This window comes from Candidatus Tiamatella incendiivivens, from assembly GCA_015522635.1.
In the GTDB taxonomy this organism is placed as follows: domain Archaea; phylum Thermoproteota; class Thermoprotei_A; order Sulfolobales; family Acidilobaceae; genus Tiamatella; species Tiamatella incendiivivens.
This window is the reverse complement of the sequence record WALW01000007.1, coordinates 18,173-36,763: the sequence shown is the minus strand read 5'-3', so window position 1 is coordinate 36,763 and position 18,591 is coordinate 18,173. Positions and strand designations below refer to the sequence as shown.

At 41.3% G+C, this 18,591-nt stretch carries 16 protein-coding genes and 2 tRNA genes; 13 read left to right on the top strand and 5 right to left on the bottom strand.

Translation table 11 applies throughout. The annotated features are described in order from the left end of the window. Window positions 1-9 precede the first annotated feature (9 nt). From F7B60_00880 to F7B60_00850, 7 genes are all read left to right on the top strand, one after another. On the top strand, window positions 10-1,044 hold the full coding sequence (locus F7B60_00880) for an inorganic phosphate transporter (protein MCE4614071.1): 1,035 nt from the start codon (window positions 10-12) through the stop codon (window positions 1,042-1,044). Window positions 1,045-1,063: 19 nt separating this feature from the next. Then, entirely contained in the window at window positions 1,064-1,738 is a 675-nt protein-coding gene (locus F7B60_00875; GenBank protein ID MCE4614070.1) for a DUF47 family protein, read from the top strand. Window positions 1,739-1,885: 147 nt separating this feature from the next. Beyond that, window positions 1,886-3,667: a S9 family peptidase gene (locus F7B60_00870; protein ID MCE4614069.1), complete on the top strand. Its 1,782-nt coding sequence runs from the start codon at window positions 1,886-1,888 to the stop codon at window positions 3,665-3,667. 208 nt (window positions 3,668-3,875) lie between these two features. After that, window positions 3,876-4,277 carry a hypothetical protein gene (locus F7B60_00865; protein MCE4614068.1) on the top strand — a complete coding sequence of 134 codons (402 nt, stop codon included), beginning with the start codon at window positions 3,876-3,878 and terminating at the stop codon, window positions 4,275-4,277. 72 nt (window positions 4,278-4,349) lie between these two features. Next, window positions 4,350-4,865: a hypothetical protein gene (locus tag F7B60_00860; protein MCE4614067.1), complete on the top strand. Its 516-nt coding sequence runs from the start codon at window positions 4,350-4,352 to the stop codon at window positions 4,863-4,865. Window positions 4,866-5,055: 190 nt separating this feature from the next. Beyond that, window positions 5,056-6,624 (top strand): NAD(P)H-hydrate dehydratase, encoded by a 1,569-nt coding sequence (locus F7B60_00855; GenBank protein ID MCE4614066.1) that lies wholly within the window; start codon window positions 5,056-5,058, stop codon window positions 6,622-6,624. Window position 6,625: 1 nt separating this feature from the next. After that, entirely contained in the window at window positions 6,626-7,636 is a 1,011-nt protein-coding gene (locus F7B60_00850) for a zinc-binding alcohol dehydrogenase family protein (GenBank protein ID MCE4614065.1), read from the top strand. A gap of 34 nt (window positions 7,637-7,670) precedes the next feature. On the opposite strand, the gene F7B60_00845 is transcribed toward F7B60_00850, so the two are convergent. Continuing rightward, window positions 7,671-7,748, bottom strand: a tRNA-Arg gene (locus tag F7B60_00845). 100 nt (window positions 7,749-7,848) lie between these two features. Between F7B60_00845 and F7B60_00840 the strand changes: the two genes are divergently transcribed. The 6 genes from F7B60_00840 to F7B60_00815 all read left to right on the top strand — a co-directional run bounded on the left by F7B60_00840 (window position 7,849) and on the right by F7B60_00815 (window position 14,091). Further along, window positions 7,849-9,126: an amidohydrolase family protein gene (locus tag F7B60_00840; GenBank protein MCE4614064.1), complete on the top strand. Its 1,278-nt coding sequence runs from the start codon at window positions 7,849-7,851 to the stop codon at window positions 9,124-9,126. 412 nt (window positions 9,127-9,538) lie between these two features. Then, on the top strand, window positions 9,539-12,196 hold the full coding sequence (locus F7B60_00835) for a penicillin acylase family protein (protein MCE4614063.1): 2,658 nt from the start codon (window positions 9,539-9,541) through the stop codon (window positions 12,194-12,196). Window positions 12,197-12,202: 6 nt separating this feature from the next. Continuing rightward, window positions 12,203-12,559: a hypothetical protein gene (locus F7B60_00830; GenBank protein MCE4614062.1), complete on the top strand. Its 357-nt coding sequence runs from the start codon at window positions 12,203-12,205 to the stop codon at window positions 12,557-12,559. 59 nt (window positions 12,560-12,618) lie between these two features. Continuing rightward, the gene (locus F7B60_00825; protein ID MCE4614061.1) at window positions 12,619-13,257 is read left to right on the top strand and encodes a LysE family translocator; all 639 of its coding nucleotides are present in this window, start codon (window positions 12,619-12,621) and stop codon (window positions 13,255-13,257) included. A 59-nt stretch (window positions 13,258-13,316) separates the two neighbouring features. After that, window positions 13,317-13,392: transfer RNA gene (locus tag F7B60_00820), tRNA-Thr, on the top strand. A 357-nt stretch (window positions 13,393-13,749) separates the two neighbouring features. Beyond that, window positions 13,750-14,091: a hypothetical protein gene (locus F7B60_00815; GenBank protein ID MCE4614060.1), complete on the top strand. Its 342-nt coding sequence runs from the start codon at window positions 13,750-13,752 to the stop codon at window positions 14,089-14,091. A gap of 288 nt (window positions 14,092-14,379) precedes the next feature. On the opposite strand, the gene F7B60_00810 is transcribed toward F7B60_00815, so the two are convergent. The 4 genes from F7B60_00810 to F7B60_00795 are packed head-to-tail and all read right to left on the bottom strand — an operon-like array spanning window position 14,380 to window position 18,576. Further along, window positions 14,380-15,363 carry an ABC transporter ATP-binding protein gene (locus F7B60_00810; GenBank protein MCE4614059.1) on the bottom strand — a complete coding sequence of 328 codons (984 nt, stop codon included), beginning with the start codon at window positions 15,361-15,363 and terminating at the stop codon, window positions 14,380-14,382. Between the two features lie 32 nt (window positions 15,364-15,395). Further along, window positions 15,396-16,394: an ABC transporter ATP-binding protein gene (locus F7B60_00805; protein MCE4614058.1), complete on the bottom strand. Its 999-nt coding sequence runs from the start codon at window positions 16,392-16,394 to the stop codon at window positions 15,396-15,398. Continuing rightward, on the bottom strand, window positions 16,391-17,566 hold the full coding sequence (locus F7B60_00800; protein MCE4614057.1) for an ABC transporter permease: 1,176 nt from the start codon (window positions 17,564-17,566) through the stop codon (window positions 16,391-16,393). Before F7B60_00800 ends, F7B60_00805 begins: the two co-directional genes overlap by 4 nt. Window positions 17,567-17,577: 11 nt before the next feature. Further along, window positions 17,578-18,576, bottom strand: coding sequence for an ABC transporter permease (locus tag F7B60_00795; GenBank protein MCE4614056.1), 999 nt, complete (start codon window positions 18,574-18,576; stop codon window positions 17,578-17,580). Window positions 18,577-18,591: the final 15 nt, after the last annotated feature.

The window sequence follows — 18,591 nt, the reverse complement described above, 5'->3', positions numbered from 1 at the left end:
ACCTTGGAATTGGGAAGAAACAGTTTGACTGTCGGGAACATCAACCCAGAAATCCTAGTTGGTATAGGATTGATACTAGCCTTCTATATGGCTTTTAATCTAGGTGGTAATGATGCTGCAAACCCTACTAATATGGTAATAGGTTCTGGTGCATTGTCCTTAAAGAAAACAGTGGTACTCTTCACTTTATTCGCATTCCTTGGAGCATACTTTCAAGGGTACCATGTGATAAAAACATTAGGCAAAGGAGTAGTCAAGGATATTGATCCTATAATGGCTATCAGCGCCTCACTAGGAGCCGGATTATGGGTTACAATAGCGACTAGGAAAGGATTACCCGTTTCAACAACGCACTCGACAGTAGGTGCCATTGTTGGAGTAGGCCTGATGCATGGCTATCTTCTTGGTATAGCACCTAAAATAGAATGGAATGTTGTCGGTGAAGTTATTCTCAGCTGGGTAACAAGCCCGCTGGGAGCAATGATTCTCGCATCAATTCTCTATATCTGCTTCTTATGGTCAAGCAATCTGCTTTCAAGAAAATATAATGCTATAAGCATATTCAGAGTCCTGCTAATAGGTACAATGGCATTCAGCGCATATGCTTATGGGGCTAACGATGTTGGTAATGCTACTGGTGTATACGTATCAGTGGTCTCATCTACATTCGGAGTTCCAGATCAAAAAACAATGCATCTCCTCGCTGTACTTGGCGGTTTCGGAATAATGGCTGGAGCTTTACTATGGGGTTACAGGGTTATCATGACAATAGGGTTCAAAATAACAAGACTTGACTATGTCTCAGGTACTGCTGCAGAGCTCGCTAATGCTAGTGTAGTATATCTTTTCACTCTCATGGGAATGCCTGTATCAACTACCCATGCCAGCGTCTCCTCAGTGATAGGAGTAGGTATGGCTAAGGAGAAAGGCTTTTCCGGCGTTGACTGGAAGATGGTTGGATTAATCATTGCAGGATGGGTCTTTACCCTTCCAATCGCCGCGGGGCTTGCCGCGGGGATATATAGTTTGTTATATATAGTTTAGAATTGGAGGTAGTTTTAAATTGGTCAGTACCTGGTCTTGGATCAGTAAACGAAGAGAGGAGTCAATCCTTGCAATGGAGTTAGAGCACCTCAACCATATATATGATGCTTCAAAGGCTACTGTGAGCCTAGTACAAGCATTCAAAAGGAAATCCGAAAAGGATGTTGATGAACTTTATACTAAGGTCAAGGGGGAAGAGAGGAACGCTGATAAAGTCAAAGACCATATAATTGAACAGCTCTCAACTGGTATATTCCATCCAATAGATAGGGAGGAATTACTCAGGGTTGTACTGGCAGCAGATGATATAGCAGCATATTTGAAGTCAGCTTCCAGGAGGATACTGCTGTTATGTCGTCTTGAGTGTGAGATACCTGCAAACTTGTTAGATCCCCTGGAGAAGATAGCTGAACTTGTGCAGGAGTCTGTTGAAACAATAATTGATGCAGTTAAGCTGGTGAGAAGCGACCCTAAAAAAACTATACAGCTCGCTAAAATGGTTGAGAAAATGGAAGAAGAGGCCGATGATATACGTAGTGCCACTGAGGAGAGACTGTTAGAGTGGTGTAATACTAAGGTTGCACCTGGGACTTGTACTGCTCTCTACAATACTTTGACGTCTTTAGAGATGAGCACTGATAAGTGTGAGGATACTGCTGACTTGCTTAGGAGTATAGCTATCCTTTCCATCTAGAAATCAGTAAGATAAACCTTAACCTTTTTCAGTTAAATATAACTGCATAGATAAACCCAATGTTAATATATTATCACACTATATAATCACTAACAGATAGAAATAGTAAGTAAGTTACACAATCAATGAAAACTCCGGTGAAAATTATTGGAAGAAACAAGTTACAAAGTAACTAAATACCTTAGAATAAGATCTGCCAGGGAAGGCAAACCAGGAAGAGACCACTGTGTATTTTACATCTCAAACACGACAGGAATAGACAAATTGTGGGTTGCCAGCGCCGAGAATAAGCGCTTTATCTATGACATTGCAATACCCTGGGAAGGCAGAATAGACGATTACACTATATCAACTAGCAAACTAATAGCCTTCACCACAGACTACGATATCGGCAACGAGTTTTGGGGATTATATATTGACACAGGAAAAAGTATTATAAAAATTTCAAAGGGAAGAGACTATATTAACTACCTAGGATCATGGAATCCCGCTGGTACGACTCTTGCATTCACATCAAACAAAAAGGATCTAATCAACTTCGACCTATACCTATACGAACTAGGTAGCCTACCAAGGCTTGTAATGAGAAACAAGGGAATACTACACGCCGAACACTGGATCAAGGGCTCAAAGCTACTCTTAACCAAAAGTTACACTAACCTAGATTCAGATATATTGCTTTACGATATAAAAATGAAACGGTTATATAATCTCACCGGGCATAACGGTGAAGCTCTCAACTATTCTCCAATCCCAATTAATGACAAAAGCTTTCTCTTTATAACAAATGTAGATAGCGAATTCAAAGGGATAGGACTATACAACCTTGAATCAAAGCGATGGAAATACCTTTACAATGGAGAATGGGATGTAGATCACGTGACATTGACGGGTAAAACTGCCTATTTCACACTAAATAAAAACGGAGAAAGTGAACTCTATAAAATAAGCCTAGAAGAAGGTGGAGAACCATCTAAAATAATTTCAACAAAAGGATATGTAACTAGAGTAGAATATAGTGAAAATCTATCGCAATTAATTATATCACTGTCGAAATCAGAATACGGTGAAGAGATATTTCTCCTGGATGAAAATTCGGGTGAAATGAGAAAGTTAACATATTCCCCAAAACTTCTTTTGAGCCGGAAGGACTTTGTAAGACCGGAGCATTTTAAGTATGAATCTTTCGATGGGTTAACAATAAACGGCCTCTTATTCAAGCCAAAGAATGGGAATAAGCCATATCCAGGGATTATGTACCTCCATGGAGGGCCGGAAAGTCAAGTCACGTTTAGATTCAATCCCCTTATTCAGCTACTCACAAGGTTAGGATACCTCGTTATAGCCCCTAATTTCAGGGGTACTATAGGTTATGGAAAAACTTTCACCCATCTAGACGATATAGAGAAAAGAGGTGATGCTGTCAAAGATGTATACTATGCATACCTCTCATTAGTTAATGAAGGACTCCTAGATCCTAGCAAAGTATGTGTCACGGGCGGATCATACGGAGGATATCTAACATTGATGGCTATGACTTTCTATCCCGACATATGGAAGTGTGGAACAGAAATAGCGGGAATAGTCAATCTTGTCACATTCATAAGGAATACTAGTCCCCAGAGGAGGAAGTATAGGATGGATGAGTACGGCGACCCTGATAAACATAGAGAAATAATGCTAGAACTAAGCCCGATAACACATATAGATAAACTGAAGGCGCCTCTTATGGTTATCCACTGTAAAAATGATACACGAGTCCCCGTCTCAGAAGCAGAGCAGCTAGTGACAAAACTTAGGGAGCGCGGGATAGATGTTAAATACATATTGTTAAGGGATGAAGGACACCGTATAACAAGGATAAGTAATAGAATACTCGTTTATAGTCAAATGATCAACTTCATAACAGATAAAATGAAAGAAATCTAAATCTAATGGAGTAGTTTTTCGTGTATAAAGATAATTTACACACATAAAAACATATATAATCTATATAAACACGCACTCTATTAGACTATAACATATTTATATTGCTTAACACCGTATTATCCCTAGAATCAAAAGCCGGCCCCCAAGGATCCTGATATTTTACAGGCATCCAAACAGTCGGCACTTTAATTAGGGAGGTTAATTATCTTTGGAAACCAAGATAATTGGGATTATAACGGTCATCGTAGTAGTAGCCATAGCTGGCGCACTTGCATTAGGCCACGGAGGAAGTGGTAGCACCACTACCACAAGCGAAACCGGAAGTACGGTAACTCAGAGCACGCAAGAGAGTACAGCTAACATAGAAGGAACATGGCACGGAACCTATAAAGGTGTAAAGGGAACTGGAGAATGGAAATGGATAATCAAGAAAACCGGAACAACTTCTTACACCGGTTGTCTACAAAGCACAGGAACATACGCATCCGATGAAGGCTGGATGCCAATAACAGTATCACTCAGTGGGGACAAAATAGAAATAGGTTCAGTAGGACCAAATGCAGTATTATTCTCAGGAACAATCTCTGGGGGCAAGGCGAGCGGTTCATGACACTTCTCAACAAACTATGACTCGGGGTCTTGGGAAGGCGTAAAGGAAAGCTCGAGCAACGAACTACCATGCATGGAGCAAACTACAACAAGCCAGCAAACTCAAACCACCACACACACTACCACCGGCACTCAAACTACCAGTCAAGGCGGTACTACAACAACTCAGATTTCAACCACCACAACAAGCCAAACAGAAACCACCACAACGACCCAGACTCAAACAGGTATATCAATGTGTACAGTACAACCTCCAAGCAACCTTAAAGAATTAAATGACGGTGTATTAGAAGTACTTGCGGGTGTTTTTGGACCCAATAATATGGCATGTAATGTCGCAGCAATACAAAACGGTGCTTATAATGAAGACTTTACTGTAACAAACTTGGATCCAAGTCAAATCAACAACTACCTAACACAAATAAGTAAAGGACTAGAAACCAAGGGATGGGCAAATGTTACAATAGCAGCCAACCCAGCACAACTAGGAATATATGCTCAGACAACCGATCATTCGATAGAACTGATAATACTAATGCAAATACAAGGTAATATGGGGAATATAGCAATTCAAATCGGGCCTAGCTAAAACCCCTTTTCCACTAACTAAAAACGTCATATTCATACGATCAGATTATTTTTAGAACTAAATAGCCACTAACTCTTAAATCAATATAGCGCATCATGATGTTTCAAAATCGGGTTAATTTAAGTGAAAATCTTTTTTGCCCATCAAACACTGTAAATTGGAATCGGTATAATTTTCTAGGTGAATTATTTTGAAGGTTAGTACAGTCGAGGAAATGCATGGAATGGATAAAATAGCTGTGGATAAGTATAGTATTAGTCACATCCAGTTGATGGAGAATGCTGGTCATGCTGTGTACTTTGTTATTCTCCAGCACTATGGGGATGTTAGAGGTAAGAGGTTCGTTGTGTTTGCTGGACCGGGTAATAATGGAGGAGACTCTCTAGTAGTTGCTAGAAAATTGCATTCTATGGGTGCGTTTGTAAAGGTATTTCTCCTTACTAATCCATCAAAATACAAGGGGCCTGCTGGGGAGAACTTTGAAATAACTAGCAAAATAGGGGTAGATGTTCAGGATTTTGATCATGATGCTGTTGTGAATGCTCTAAGAGAGGCTGATGCTATCATTGACGGTATTTTTGGAACAGGGCTTTCCCGAGACGTCGGTGGTGTTTACGCTGAAGCTATAGATTTGATAAATAGCTCTGATAAACTAGTCTTCAGCATTGATATTCCCTCTGGGATTTCTGGTGATACTGGTAAGGTTATGGGTAAGGCTGTGAGAGCTAGGTATACCATAACGTTTGGTTTGCCTAAAATAGGGAATATATTGTATCCGGGTTATGAATACTGTGGGCAAGTCGTTGTCTCCCATATATCCTTCCCACCCGCTATTTATGAAAGTAGTAATGTATTAATAGATTTGAATGATCCAATAATACTACCTCCCAGGAAAAAAGACGGGCACAAAGGCAGTTTCGGTGAAGCATTATTCATCGCCGGAGCAAGAAAATATTACGGCGCACCTCTACTATCGTCATTATCATTCTTGAAAGCTGGCGGTGGATACTCAAGACTCGCAACAGCAAGTTCTGTAGCCCCTTTCATAGGAACTAGTGCTAGAGAAGTAGTTTTCCATCCTCTCCCCGAGACGGATGATGGGAGTATAAGTTATTCGGCTAAAGAAGAAATACTTGAACTAGTCAACACTGTTGACATAGTTGTATTAGGTCCTGGAACTTCTTTGAATAATGAAACCCAGAAACTTATGCTAGAACTTATTCCAGCCATAGAGAAGCCTCTAATAGTGGATGGAGATGGGTTAACTGCCTTGTCTAGAAACCCGAGTATTATTAGAGAACGGAAGTGTGGAACAATTTTGACACCGCATCCCGGTGAGATGGCTAGATTAACTGGCCTAGATATAAGCAATATAGTTGAGGATAGAATAAATGTTGCTAGGAAATACGCTAGGGAGTTAAATTCTATTATTATATTGAAAGGGGCTCATACGCAAATAGCTATCCCGGATGACAGGGTCTATATTAACATGAGTGGGAACTCAGGTATGGCTACGGCCGGAAGCGGTGATGTTTTAACGGGAGCTATAGCTGCTATGTATGGTTTAGGTCTAAGCCTCGAAGAAGCCGCTAGAATGGGTGTTTTCATCCATGGCTTTGCAGGTGATTTAGCAGCAGAAGCGAAAGGTGAGGATGGTATCGTGGCTAGAGATATAATGGAGTACCTGCCCCTAGCCTTAAAACTTCTTAGAACAAGTTTTGACAGCGTCAAAAAACGATATTCAATCAGGGTGGTTTAACGTGAAGGCTTGGATCGTAGAGGAGCAGAAACCGATAGAAGAGAAACCGATGAAGCTTGTGGAAATACCTACTCCGGAACCGGATCCAGGTGAGATTCGAATAAAGGTAAGCTATTGCGGCATCTGCAGAACCGATCTACATATCGCCGAGGGCGACATACCCCTCCACAAAAAACCGGTTATACCTGGGCATGAGATCGTGGGAGTAGTAGATAAAATCGGTGAAGGTGTTACGAAGTTTAAACCCGGGGATAAAGCCGGAGTCACATGGCTATACAGTACCTGTGGAAAATGTAAGTACTGTATGAGGGGAGAAGAAAATTACTGCCCAGAAATAAAGAGGACTGGATGGGATGTAGACGGAGGATATGCAGAATACTTTATTGCGAAAGAGGACTTCGCTTTTAATCTCAATAAAATGAGGCTAAGAGACGAGGATCTAGCTCCACTAATGTGTCCAGGTGTATCAGGGCATTTCGCCTTTAAACTAGCCAATGTAAAGGAGGGTGGTAAACTCGGACTTGTAGGCTTCGGACCGACAGCATACTACGTACTCCATGTAGCTAAGAGCATGGGCATAGATCTCTATGTAAGTACTCGAAGCGAGGAACATAAAAGGATAGCAAGGAATAATGGAGCAACGTGGGTGGGAAATATTGCTACTGAGAGAATGCCTGAGAAAATGGATTCCATAATATTCTTCCCACCAGCAGGAAAACTTGTTGAAAAAGCATTAGAGAACCTAGATATATCAGGAACATTAGTTCTAGCAGCAGTATCAATGACACCAATAGAGATAAGAGACTATACAGCAAATCTTTGGGGAAAGAATATCAAAACACTATACCAAGTAAGAAGAGACTACGGAAGAGAATTCCTAGAAATAGCAAACAGGCTAAACCTAACCATAGAAAAAGAAATAGTACGATTCGAAGATATACAAGAAGCAATGATAAGAATGAAGAAAGGAGAAATGAGGGGGCTAGTGGCTGTAGCAAAAATATGGGTTTGACCCGTCAAGTAGTAAAGACATCCATATTAATTTGTGGTGGGCCCGCGGGGATTTGAACCCCGGATCGCCGGCTCCGCAGGCCGGCGCCCTATCCTGGCTAGGCCACGGGCCCTTTTCTTATTGTGGTTTATTGATTTGTTAATTCTTATTTGTTTCTGAGACTAGTAATCTTTTTACTGCTATAACACGCATATTAGAATGGTGATATTTATTTGCCTCTGCCTAGTGTTTATTGCGGCGACCGTGTTTTTACTGGAGAGCTGGGTAAAGTTTTCGAGAATGGTTGCATCGTAATGAAGAATAACAGGGTTACTACCGTGGGTACCCAGGGTTCCGTGGAGGTTCCTAGCAATGTTGAGCCTATCTGGCTTAAGGGTTATACTATTCTGCCTGGATTGATTGATGCCCATATGCATATAACTGGGTTCAGGAGCGGTGATTACGTAAAGGAGAGTCTGCTTACTCCTTTCGGTGTTTTTGTTGCGAGGGGAATAGTTGATATTGGTAGGGTTCTTGATGCCGGTTTCACTACTATCGTTGATGCCGGTAGTGTGGTAGCCCTTCACTTGAGAGATGCAGTAAATGAAGGGTCTGTTAGGGGTCCCCGTATAGTTGCTTCGGGTTATCCTGTTTCACAGACTTTTGGTCATGGTGATATTCATTTCCTGCCTGTTGAACTTGTTGATGCTAGGAGTTCGAGACTATTATCCCCGTTTATGAGTTTGTTGTGTGATGGTGCAGATGATTGTAGAAAAGCTGCACGGTACGCTCTTAGGAATGGAGTTGATTTTATAAAGATATTCACGACGGGAGGTGTTGCTTCTCAGAGGGATAGGCCTGAGTATCCCCAGTTTACTCTAGAGGAGATTAGAGCTATTGTCGAGGAGGCTAGGAGGGCTAATAGATTCGTTCATATCCATGCTGAGGGATCTGAGGGTATTGTTAACGCGTTGAAGGCTGGAGTTACTAGGATAGCCCATGGAATCTATATTGACCAAGATGGTATTAATCTTGCTTTGGAGAAGAATGCTGTTGTTATTCCCACCCTGTCGGTTGTTGATTTACTACTGAAGCTCGGTGAAGCCTCTGGTCTCCCTAGCTGGGCTTTAGAGAAAGCCAGAGAGGCTCATGACGCGCATATTTCGAATATACGGAAAGCCTACAGGCAAGGTGTGAGGCTAGCTGCTGGAACCGATTTCTTCATTAATAGTAGGGATTATAATGTCTATGGGATGAATGGTCTTGAGCTAATGTTGCTTGTTGAGAAGATAGGGTTATCCCCGATGGAGGCTATTATTGCCGTAACTGTGAACTCGGCTTATATTGCCGGGTTGCAGGATAGAATTGGGTTATTGAAGCCGGGTTATATTGCTGATTTTATTGCAGTTAAGGGTAACCCCTTGGATAATATTAATCTGCTGGTTGGAATGGAGAATGTAGGGTTAGTTGTAAAGGAAGGTGCTGTGGTAAAGAACATTATAAGCGGGTAAAGCTGTTTTAGTTGTGAGAACCATAGTGCACTATAACCATGTGTGATTACACACTTTTTCACTAGTTTCAACGGTATTCCATGGTACATTATTGTTATACTCATAATTGTATGGGATATCTACAGGTAAGGTGGGAGAAGAACATACAACTAGTTGACCCATATGTTTATACCGACATAGTCTCTATTAGAATGTATTTAGACGAGCTACAGAGGTCTTTGAGGAAGATCCAGAGGACTATAAGAGCTGGTATTACTATTAAATCCTGATCCATCCTTCAAGCTTATTTTATTTCACCCGTAGTTTTCTATAGAATTCAAGGTTTTTATGATAGCTTTATATTATATATAGTAGTAATAAAATGAAACTAGCGAGCACTATCCTTAAACCTTGTTTGAATGTGGTGAGAGAATTGAGGTTTGGTAAAGGATCAAAGATAGCAATCGGATCACTGCTCCTCATAATAGCTATAATCCTCTCGGTATTCCCACTTACTCAAGGGACTCCGTATCCCTACCTTTTCGACCCTGTAAAGGGTTTATGGGAGGAACCTGTTAAAGCAAAGTACCCTAACGAGGTTAGCATTCCCGGTTTAACAGGTAAAGTAACAGTTATAGTGGATAAAGAGGGTGTACCTCATATTTACGCGGACAATGAAAAGGACTTGTTTACTGCAGTAGGATGGGTGCAGGCTAGGTTCAGATTATTTGAAATGGATCTAATGAGGAGAATAGTTGCAGGTCGCTTATCAGAGTTCTTCGGCAATGAAACATTAAACCAAGATAAGTTTATGAGAAACCTACAGCTATACGAGAGCGCGGTGGACAGCATTAACCTCATGAAGCAAATGGCTAAAAAGGATCCTAATGTTGCGAAAGCATTGGATATGCTTGAAGCCTATACTAATGGTGTGAACGATTATATTAAATGGGCGGAGGATCGTGACTCTCTTCCCGTCGAGTATAAACTACTCGGTGTGAAACCAGAACCCTGGAAGCTTTCTGACAGTGCAGCGGTAGCGAAATTGATAATATATGATTTAGCATATGATGATAGTGATGTAGGTAGGTTGCATCTAGCATTAGCTAATGGACCTCAGATACTCCTCGACTTCAACATGTTAAAGCAGGACTTTAATGAACCAATAATACATGGCAATCACTACTGGGATCACATTAATGATTTCAAAGGCATGGAATTCAAGTACAACTATACCTATATCAACCCACAGACATTTCATCCGCATACCTTTGTACGGACATTCAAAGGACCAATAAACACGCCTAATATTGTTGCAGTTACTCCATTGAACCTCTCTAAGACTGTTGATAAACTATTGGGTTACACTAGGTGCCTTGGGGCTTCTAACAACTGGGTTGTTAGTGGTAATATAACAAAATATGGGTACCCGTTACTTGCCAATGATCCCCACCTAACCCTGATGGTTCCTCCTATATGGATAGAAATGCATTTAGTCTCGAAAGATACAGGGCTAAACGTCTATGGTGTAGCTTTCCCTGGAGTTCCATTCATCATTATAGGGAGAACGCTTCATGCAGCATGGGGGTTTACAGACAGCTTCATTGACGTTGTTGACTGGTACTATTATAAGTGGAACTCGAACGGCGAATACTACTACAATGGACAATGGATAAAGCCTATGGAGAAAGCTGAGACAATAAAAGTTAAGGAAGGCTCCGGTTATAAGCTCGTAAATCTAACTGTTAAGGAAACAGTTCATGGACCATTATTCGAGAAGGATTTCCAGGGAAGACAAATACTATATGCCGTCCAATGGACAGGGCTTAAACCTAGTTTAGTACCAGTATGGGCTTATCTAATGGATCACTCAGAAAGCGTTTGGGACTTCTTGAAAGCACAGCAATATTTTGATGCAGCTATACAAAACGCGGTAGTTGCCGATGATAAAGGTAACATTCTTTACAGTCCTACTGGCCTCATACCCGTTAGAGATAACATACCTATACTAAAGAAAGGTAATATAAAGATAGTAGATTATGGCGAGCTACCTTTCAACGGTAGTGCTGATGAAGGCAAATGGGTTGGATACATTAGTTTCCCATATATTCCCCGGTTACTTAATCCATCATGGGGCTATGTGGCCACTGCTAATAATAGGATACTTGCTTATGGTTTATATCCATGGGAGCTTCAGAGTTACTATTGTGATCACTATAGACACTATAGGATAGAGGAACTATTGAACGGGTACAAGAGCAATGGTATAACTATAGAGGATATGATGCACATACAGGGTGATATAAAGAGCAGTGCAATGGAGGATATCGTACCAACGCTCATCAAATTGGCTGAGAAACACCCTGATAAGCTGACAAACCTTGATAAACAAGTACTGAATATGCTTGGCAAGTGGAACTATGTTATGGATAAAAACAAGCCTGAGCCGAGCATAGGCTTCCTCTGGGCTTTGTTAGTCCATTATAATACATGGTACCCCCTAATGTCGAGGGCGTCACTAGGCATGGATTACTGCCTCGCCAAAGCAGAGTTCACGAGCTATGGCTTGAAACAGGTACTTAACGGTAATACTGAACTCGAGAAGTACTTTGGTAATGATGCGTCACTATTCGTCATAACCCGTCTCCATGAAGCAGAGAAACTACTTGGATCCTATTATAAGGCACCAGACAATCCGCAGAAGTGGATTTGGGGTAAAATACACTATTACTATTTCCAACACGCCATGGGAAGCGTACTCCCCTGGCTCAACTATCCCAAGGAACCAGCTAGCGGAGGAGCCTTCACTATCAATGTCGCACCACAGCTACCTAAGAACCCTTATAAGAGTCTGCCTCCTGTAAACCATGGGCCTAGTATAAGGTTTATAGCAATACTAAACCCTAAGGATCCTGGTACAGGCTATCTAATGCTACCCGGCGGTAACGATGGCAACCCGTTTAGCAGGCATTATACTGACCAGTACTTCCAGTGGGTGAGCCTGGAGTATCACAATATAAGGATGGATAGCAGCCCAGCGAGTTTGAAGGACATAGCAGAACATACTATAACACTGTCCCCTGGGAGGTGAGTTTGAATGGAGAAAACTAGTAAAGAACCAGGCCTGCTTGGAGCAGTATTGTACGGGTTAATAGCGTACTATATAATAGCGTACATACCTCTAGGCTATACTATAACGCTGGTTGCACCTTTCATAGCAGGACTAGTTGTAGGAGCTACGTCTAAAACAGTAAAACAATCTACTATTGCCGGCATCTTAACAGGTTTTTTCGCTCCTTTACTGATAATTGGTGCAAGATTGTTATTGACTGGCTCTCAAGTGCTGACAATAACTAAGACGGGTATAATGTGGGTTCTGCCCTTCATACAAGTCTTCATAGTGATTCTGATAACGTCCATTGGAACTACACTTATTCTTAGAAATAGAAAATAACACAGGGAAAATTATAAAATAAAACCTATTCCTTCTTTTTATCGATAAGTTGAAGAGCAATGCGTGAACTTAAAAAGATAGCAACTTTAACCATTGCAATAAGTCCGAGCGGGGCACTAAGCCCAGGCCCCTTATCAGCCATGGCTGTAACAGCAGGTCTCACACTCGGTATACTGGGAGGAGTATTCCTTGCTCTAGGTCATATGCTAGTGGAACTTCCTTACATCATTTTACTCTACTTCTCAATGGAGAAAACCAAGAAGTACTTGGAGAGAGCTAAAGTACCTATGAACCTACTCGTCTCAGCTTTCCTGATTTACTTCTCATACCTCCTATTCCAGACATCCATGCAGCTGAATCCTCTTAATGTCAACTCGCATCCAGCCGGCATAGGTACTCTTGGAGCCGTATCCGTCGGAGCTATGCTAACAGGTTTGAACCCGTATTTCCTAATGTGGTGGATAACGGTGGGATACCCCTTGGTTACAGAGGCTTCTAAGAAAGGTAGAGAGGGGTTGATAGCAATGTATGGTAGCCATATATGGATGGACTATGCATGGCTGGCTTTCCTAGCTGCCGCCGGCGGGCTTGCCAGTGGTATTAGTCTAGTGGTGTATAGAGGGTTAATGTTTATTCTAGCTATAGTGTTGCTGTATTTCGCCGCTAAGACCCTTGTTGACACCTATAAAGGCAGGTGATCCCGGGAAGCAAAACTAATATTTCCCAGCTTGTATAAATCCAAACCCGCATAATGGAGGCCGCCGTAGCTCAGCCGGTAGAGCGCCGCCCCGGTAAGGCGGAGGCCCCGGGTTCAAACCCCGGCGGCGGCTCCAAAACCGAGTTAATTATATTTAACTACATTTTAACCACTTTAATTCTATATTCCAATTCGACGAGAAGTCAAGCAGTGATTATATCCCGGTAATTTAAATTCAATGCTCAGCTATAGAAATGATACCTTATACAAATTCATTGAATTAATCATTCATACTCATAAATACGGAAGGATTTTAGAAAATTATTTCAACAAAACAACAATTCTTTTAAAAATAATTTTTCATAAAGATAGAACTATTCATTTGTTAATACACGGGAATTATACTAGTTAAAATAAAAAATTTCATTGTCTTGATATACATTAGGTTTTATAAACATTAAAATTCATTAAAACTATAAGTTTGGTGAGAAAAATGTCTGAAGAGAAACAAGAGAAACAACCCACAGTAGGAAAAACCGGTTTATGGCTTGCAATAATAGGAGCCCTTCTAATAATAATAGACGGAGCCATTGTACTAGCCACAGGTAACTTTTATGGATGGCACTACGGTAGTGCTACAGTAGTAGGCTGGACAGAAGTTATCTTAAGCATCATAATATTCATCGTTCTATACTGGTACAATAAGTCACCGCAAGCAGTTGGATGGACAGTAGCAATACTAGCAATAATCACACTGCCGTTCGACGGAGGATTTTATACATGCGGAGCTTGGATAGGGCTTATCGGTGGAATACTAATAGCATATAGAAAGTAAGTGAGTTCATTAAACTCACCATTCTTTTTCTTCCTTATTATCACGGTTGATTCTTTGAAAGGTTTCTGGAACCCTATCCAAGTTAAAGGCCGGATAGTCCTTCTCATAATAGGGCAAATCGTCAACAAACCTTAATTATATAACTTTATTTATTAGATCTAACAAGTTCTATATACTATAATTTATTTGTTCCTATATACCTTTCTATTAAAGTTAAAATATTTATATAGAATAATATATTTTAGATGCTTTTAATTGAATATGTAATAATATCATTTAATAGCACACTCACTTTTTCTCATAGAGCCAACAAGCTACAAAGTGATCCTTTTCTACCATGGCAAGTGGTGGTTCATTACTCATACAATTACCCATTACATAAGGGCATCTCGAGTGGAACCTGCATCCTGGCGGTGGGTCTACGGGGGATGGCGGCTCTCCCTTTATTTCCATTTTAGGTTTCTTCTTAGCTGCTTCAGGATCTGGGACAGGCATAGATGTAAACAGCATCTTTGTGTATGGGTGTAATGGTTTTTCGAATACCTCCTCGGCTAATCCGAATTCTACTATTTTACCGAGGTACATTACAGCTATATAGTCACTCATGTATCGTACTACTCCTAGGTCATGGCTTATGAATAGGTATGTTAAATCTCTCTTGTCTTGGAGGTCTTTTAGCATGTTAAGTATCTGAGCTTGTACAGAGACATCTAAAGCGCTTGTAGGTTCGTCTAGGACTATGAATTCAGGTTCCAGAGCAAGGACTCTTGCTACGGCAATTCTCTGCCTTTGGCCGCCGCTAAACTCGTAAGGATACCTATATATATGGGTCTCGTTTAGTCCGACTTCATATAATAGTTTAACTACAAATTCATGCGGGTCTCCAGTTTCTATTTTATGAACCCTGACTGGCTCTATTATTGAGTCGAATACTGTCTTCCTAGGGTTAAGACTCATGTATGGATCTTGGAATACCATTTGGGCTCTCATTCTAAATTTCATGAGGTTTTTTCCTTTTAGTTTAAAAACGTCTTTACCCTCGAAATAAACGTGGCCACCTGTAGGCTCTATGAGGCGGAGTATTAGTTTTCCTGTTGTAGTTTTCCCGCAACCACTCTCGCCGACCAGACCAACAGTTTTTCCTCTAGGCACTATGAATGAGATGCCGTCAACTGCTTTGAGGTTCCCCTTTACCCTGAAGATCCCCTTAACTGGGAAGTATTTTCTAAGATCCTCGACTTCTACTAAGGGCTTTCCAAGGTTAGACTGCATATACTTTAAGATTTCCCTACTCTCCAACACCATCACCTCTTCTCTTCATACAGCCAGCAAGCAACTGAGTGATCTTTTTCTACTTCAATCAATGGTGGTCTCTTCTTGTCACAAGGGTCAAATTTATAAGGGCATCTCGGGTGGAACCTGCATCCTGGCGGTGGGAAGATTAGATTCGGCACTGTACCAGGTATCGAGTGAAGGGTCACCTTCTTACCTACATGTACCGGAACAGCTTTCAGGAGGCCTTTAGTATACGGATGTAACGGGTTCTTAAATAATACCTCAACCGGAGCCTCCTCAACTATCTCCCCAGCATACATAACAGCAACAGTATCGCACATCTCTGCAACAAGCCCCATGTTATGAGTTATTAATAATAGTGTTAGTCCTTCCTTTTCTTTCAGCTTCCTAAGGAAGTCCATTATTTGGGCTTGAATAGTCACGTCAAGCGACGTAGTCGGTTCGTCAGCAATAAGTAGCCTCGGCTTATTAGCTAGACTTATACCTATAGCACCCCTCTGTTTTAAGCCTCCACTAAGCTCGTGTGGGAACGCTTTAACTCTAGTCTCTGAATCTGGCATCATAACACTTTTCAGAACACTCACAGCCTTCCTAATACCTTCCTTAATATCATGGACTACATTATGAAACACCATAGTTTCCGCTATTTGATAACCCAAAGTATACAACGGATCTAGAGAAGTACTAGGATCTTGAAATATATAGGAAATCTCATCCCCTCTTATTTCCCTTAATTCCGTCTCAGCAAGTTTCATAATGTCTACCTTTTTCCCTGGCTCAGGATAATAGTGTATTTCTCCTTTCTCTATTCTCCCAGGAGACCGTATGAGCCTGGTTAGTGCTTTTGAAGTTACAGATTTCCCGCAACCTGTTTCCCCTACAAGGCAATATGTCTCTCCCCTGCAAATCTCGAATGAAACGCCATTTATTGCCTGGACGATTCCTGCATACGTGTAAAAATTTACATACAGGTTTTTCACTACTATTATAGGATCCCTGCACCTCACTGCTCCTCGCCCGCCTCCTCCTTCTTCAACTTGAACTCAATGCTTCTCCTTGTCCTAGGATCTAACACGTCTCTCAACACGTCACCGAGTAGGTTGAAGCCAAATACTGTTAAAAATATAGCCAGGCCTGGGAAGAAGATGAGCCACCAAGCATTAGGGAAGTACTGTGACCCATCATAAATTATTCTACCCCAATCAGCTATCGGTGGAACAGCTCCTACTCCCAAGAAGCTAAGCCCAGCCTCTGTTAGAATTACTCCCCCCGAATCGAGGGATAGATATACAAGTATTGGACCTGATATATTGGGTAGTATATGCCTTACGAGTATTGACCTTGAAGGTATACCTAAGGCTCTAGCAGCTTCTACATAGGTGTTCTCCTTTTCTGATAGAACCATTCCTCTAACAAGTCTAGCATAACCAGGCCACCAAACTATCCAGAGGGCTATAATCACAGATAATAGGCTTGCTAAGGATCCCTCATGCTGAACTTTCAATGAGAATAAGTGTAGGAAGAATAAACTTACAATGTGATGGCTTGAAAGAAACCCGGAAATCCTCGTTGGAAGAACTGCTGAGAAAGCTATAGCCAGTATCAGCCCTGGGAATACTAGGAAGATATCAGTAGTCCTCATGATTACCTCATCTGTTGAACCGCCGAAATAACCTGAAATAAGCCCCAATCCTATACCTATCCAAGGCCCTACTAGCAAGACAAATATCATTACGACAAAACTAGTCCTAGCCCCAAACAGCATTCTACTACCTAAATCCCTGCCAAAACTATCACCACCCAGATATAGCGTATAGTTACCAGGCTTAACACCGAGCGCCTCGCATCCTGTTGGAATGGTCACTGTCGTCTTCGGAGGGGCAAGGTATGCTTGCTGGTTGCACAGCGCTAGAGAAGTATCATAGCTTAACGGAGCTATCCAAGGTCCGATAATTGCTATTACGAGAAACGCTAAAACCAGGATAGCACCAGTTATACCCAGCGGACTCCTATTAAACGCGTAGAACATTAGCTTCCATTCATCTATTCTTGCCTGGTTCCTTACCTTCCACCCTGGACGTATTTTCTCCATGAAGCTAGCTAAACCATCAATAAATACATCCGAAAACCTATCCAGAACCTTTTTCTTATAAACTTCACTAGCAGCTTTAGTAGCCATAATACATCACCTCAATATCTAACCCTAGGATCAATTAAGGCATAGAATATGTCTACGATTAGATTTACCGTCATATAGATCAATGCTATCACAAATACGCCGCCCATCAGGCTTAAATAGTCAAAACTGTATATGCTTGTCAGCATAAACCTACCAATACCTGGAAGACCGAATATAGTTTCAGTTATGGGTGCGCCAGCTAAAAGACCGCCAAACTGGAGTCCCAGTACCGTGATAATAGGCACCATCGCATTCTTTAGGACATGACGGTACCTCTGTGACTTAGGAAGACCCTTCGCATCTATGAACTCAACGAAATCAGCACCTAATGCGTCCAGGAAAGAGTTCCGTACCAACCTGGCTATAACTCCTATACCTGGATATGCAAGTATTATTGCAGGGAGCCAGTATCTCTTTATTATCTCATAGTGGGTATGCCAATCAAGTTTCAAGATAGAATCTATTAACGGAATACCGGTTATACTATAGGAAGGAGTAGGGGTACCTGATAGTGTTATCCAGCCTAGCTTTGTGAAGAACAGGAATATCATTAAATATGCTAGCCAAAATATCGGTACAGAAACCCCAACTAAAGCTATAACCCTTATCACTGCATCTATCCAAGTATCCTTCTTCAAGGCAGATATGATTCCCAAGGGAATTCCTATAAGGACAATAAATACGAAGGAAATAAGCGTGAGTTGAACCGTTACAGGCATATATGTTTTCACTTCATACCATACTTTATATCCTGTAACGGGGCTTACCATAGAGTTTTCGAGGAAACCTTTCATGAAGTAATAATACTGAACATAAAACGGGTCCCTAAGGTGATATTCTCTTACAAGCATGTTAATAACTTGAGGATTCGCTTTTTGACCCCCCGCCCAAAGCCTCGCTGGATTAGCGGGAACCACTGCAGCTATCAAGTAAACTATGAAGGTTACACCTATTAAGGTAGGAATGAAAGTTAGGAACCTCCTAACAAGAAACCTCCTAAGTTCGGCCATCATATCCTCCCTCTA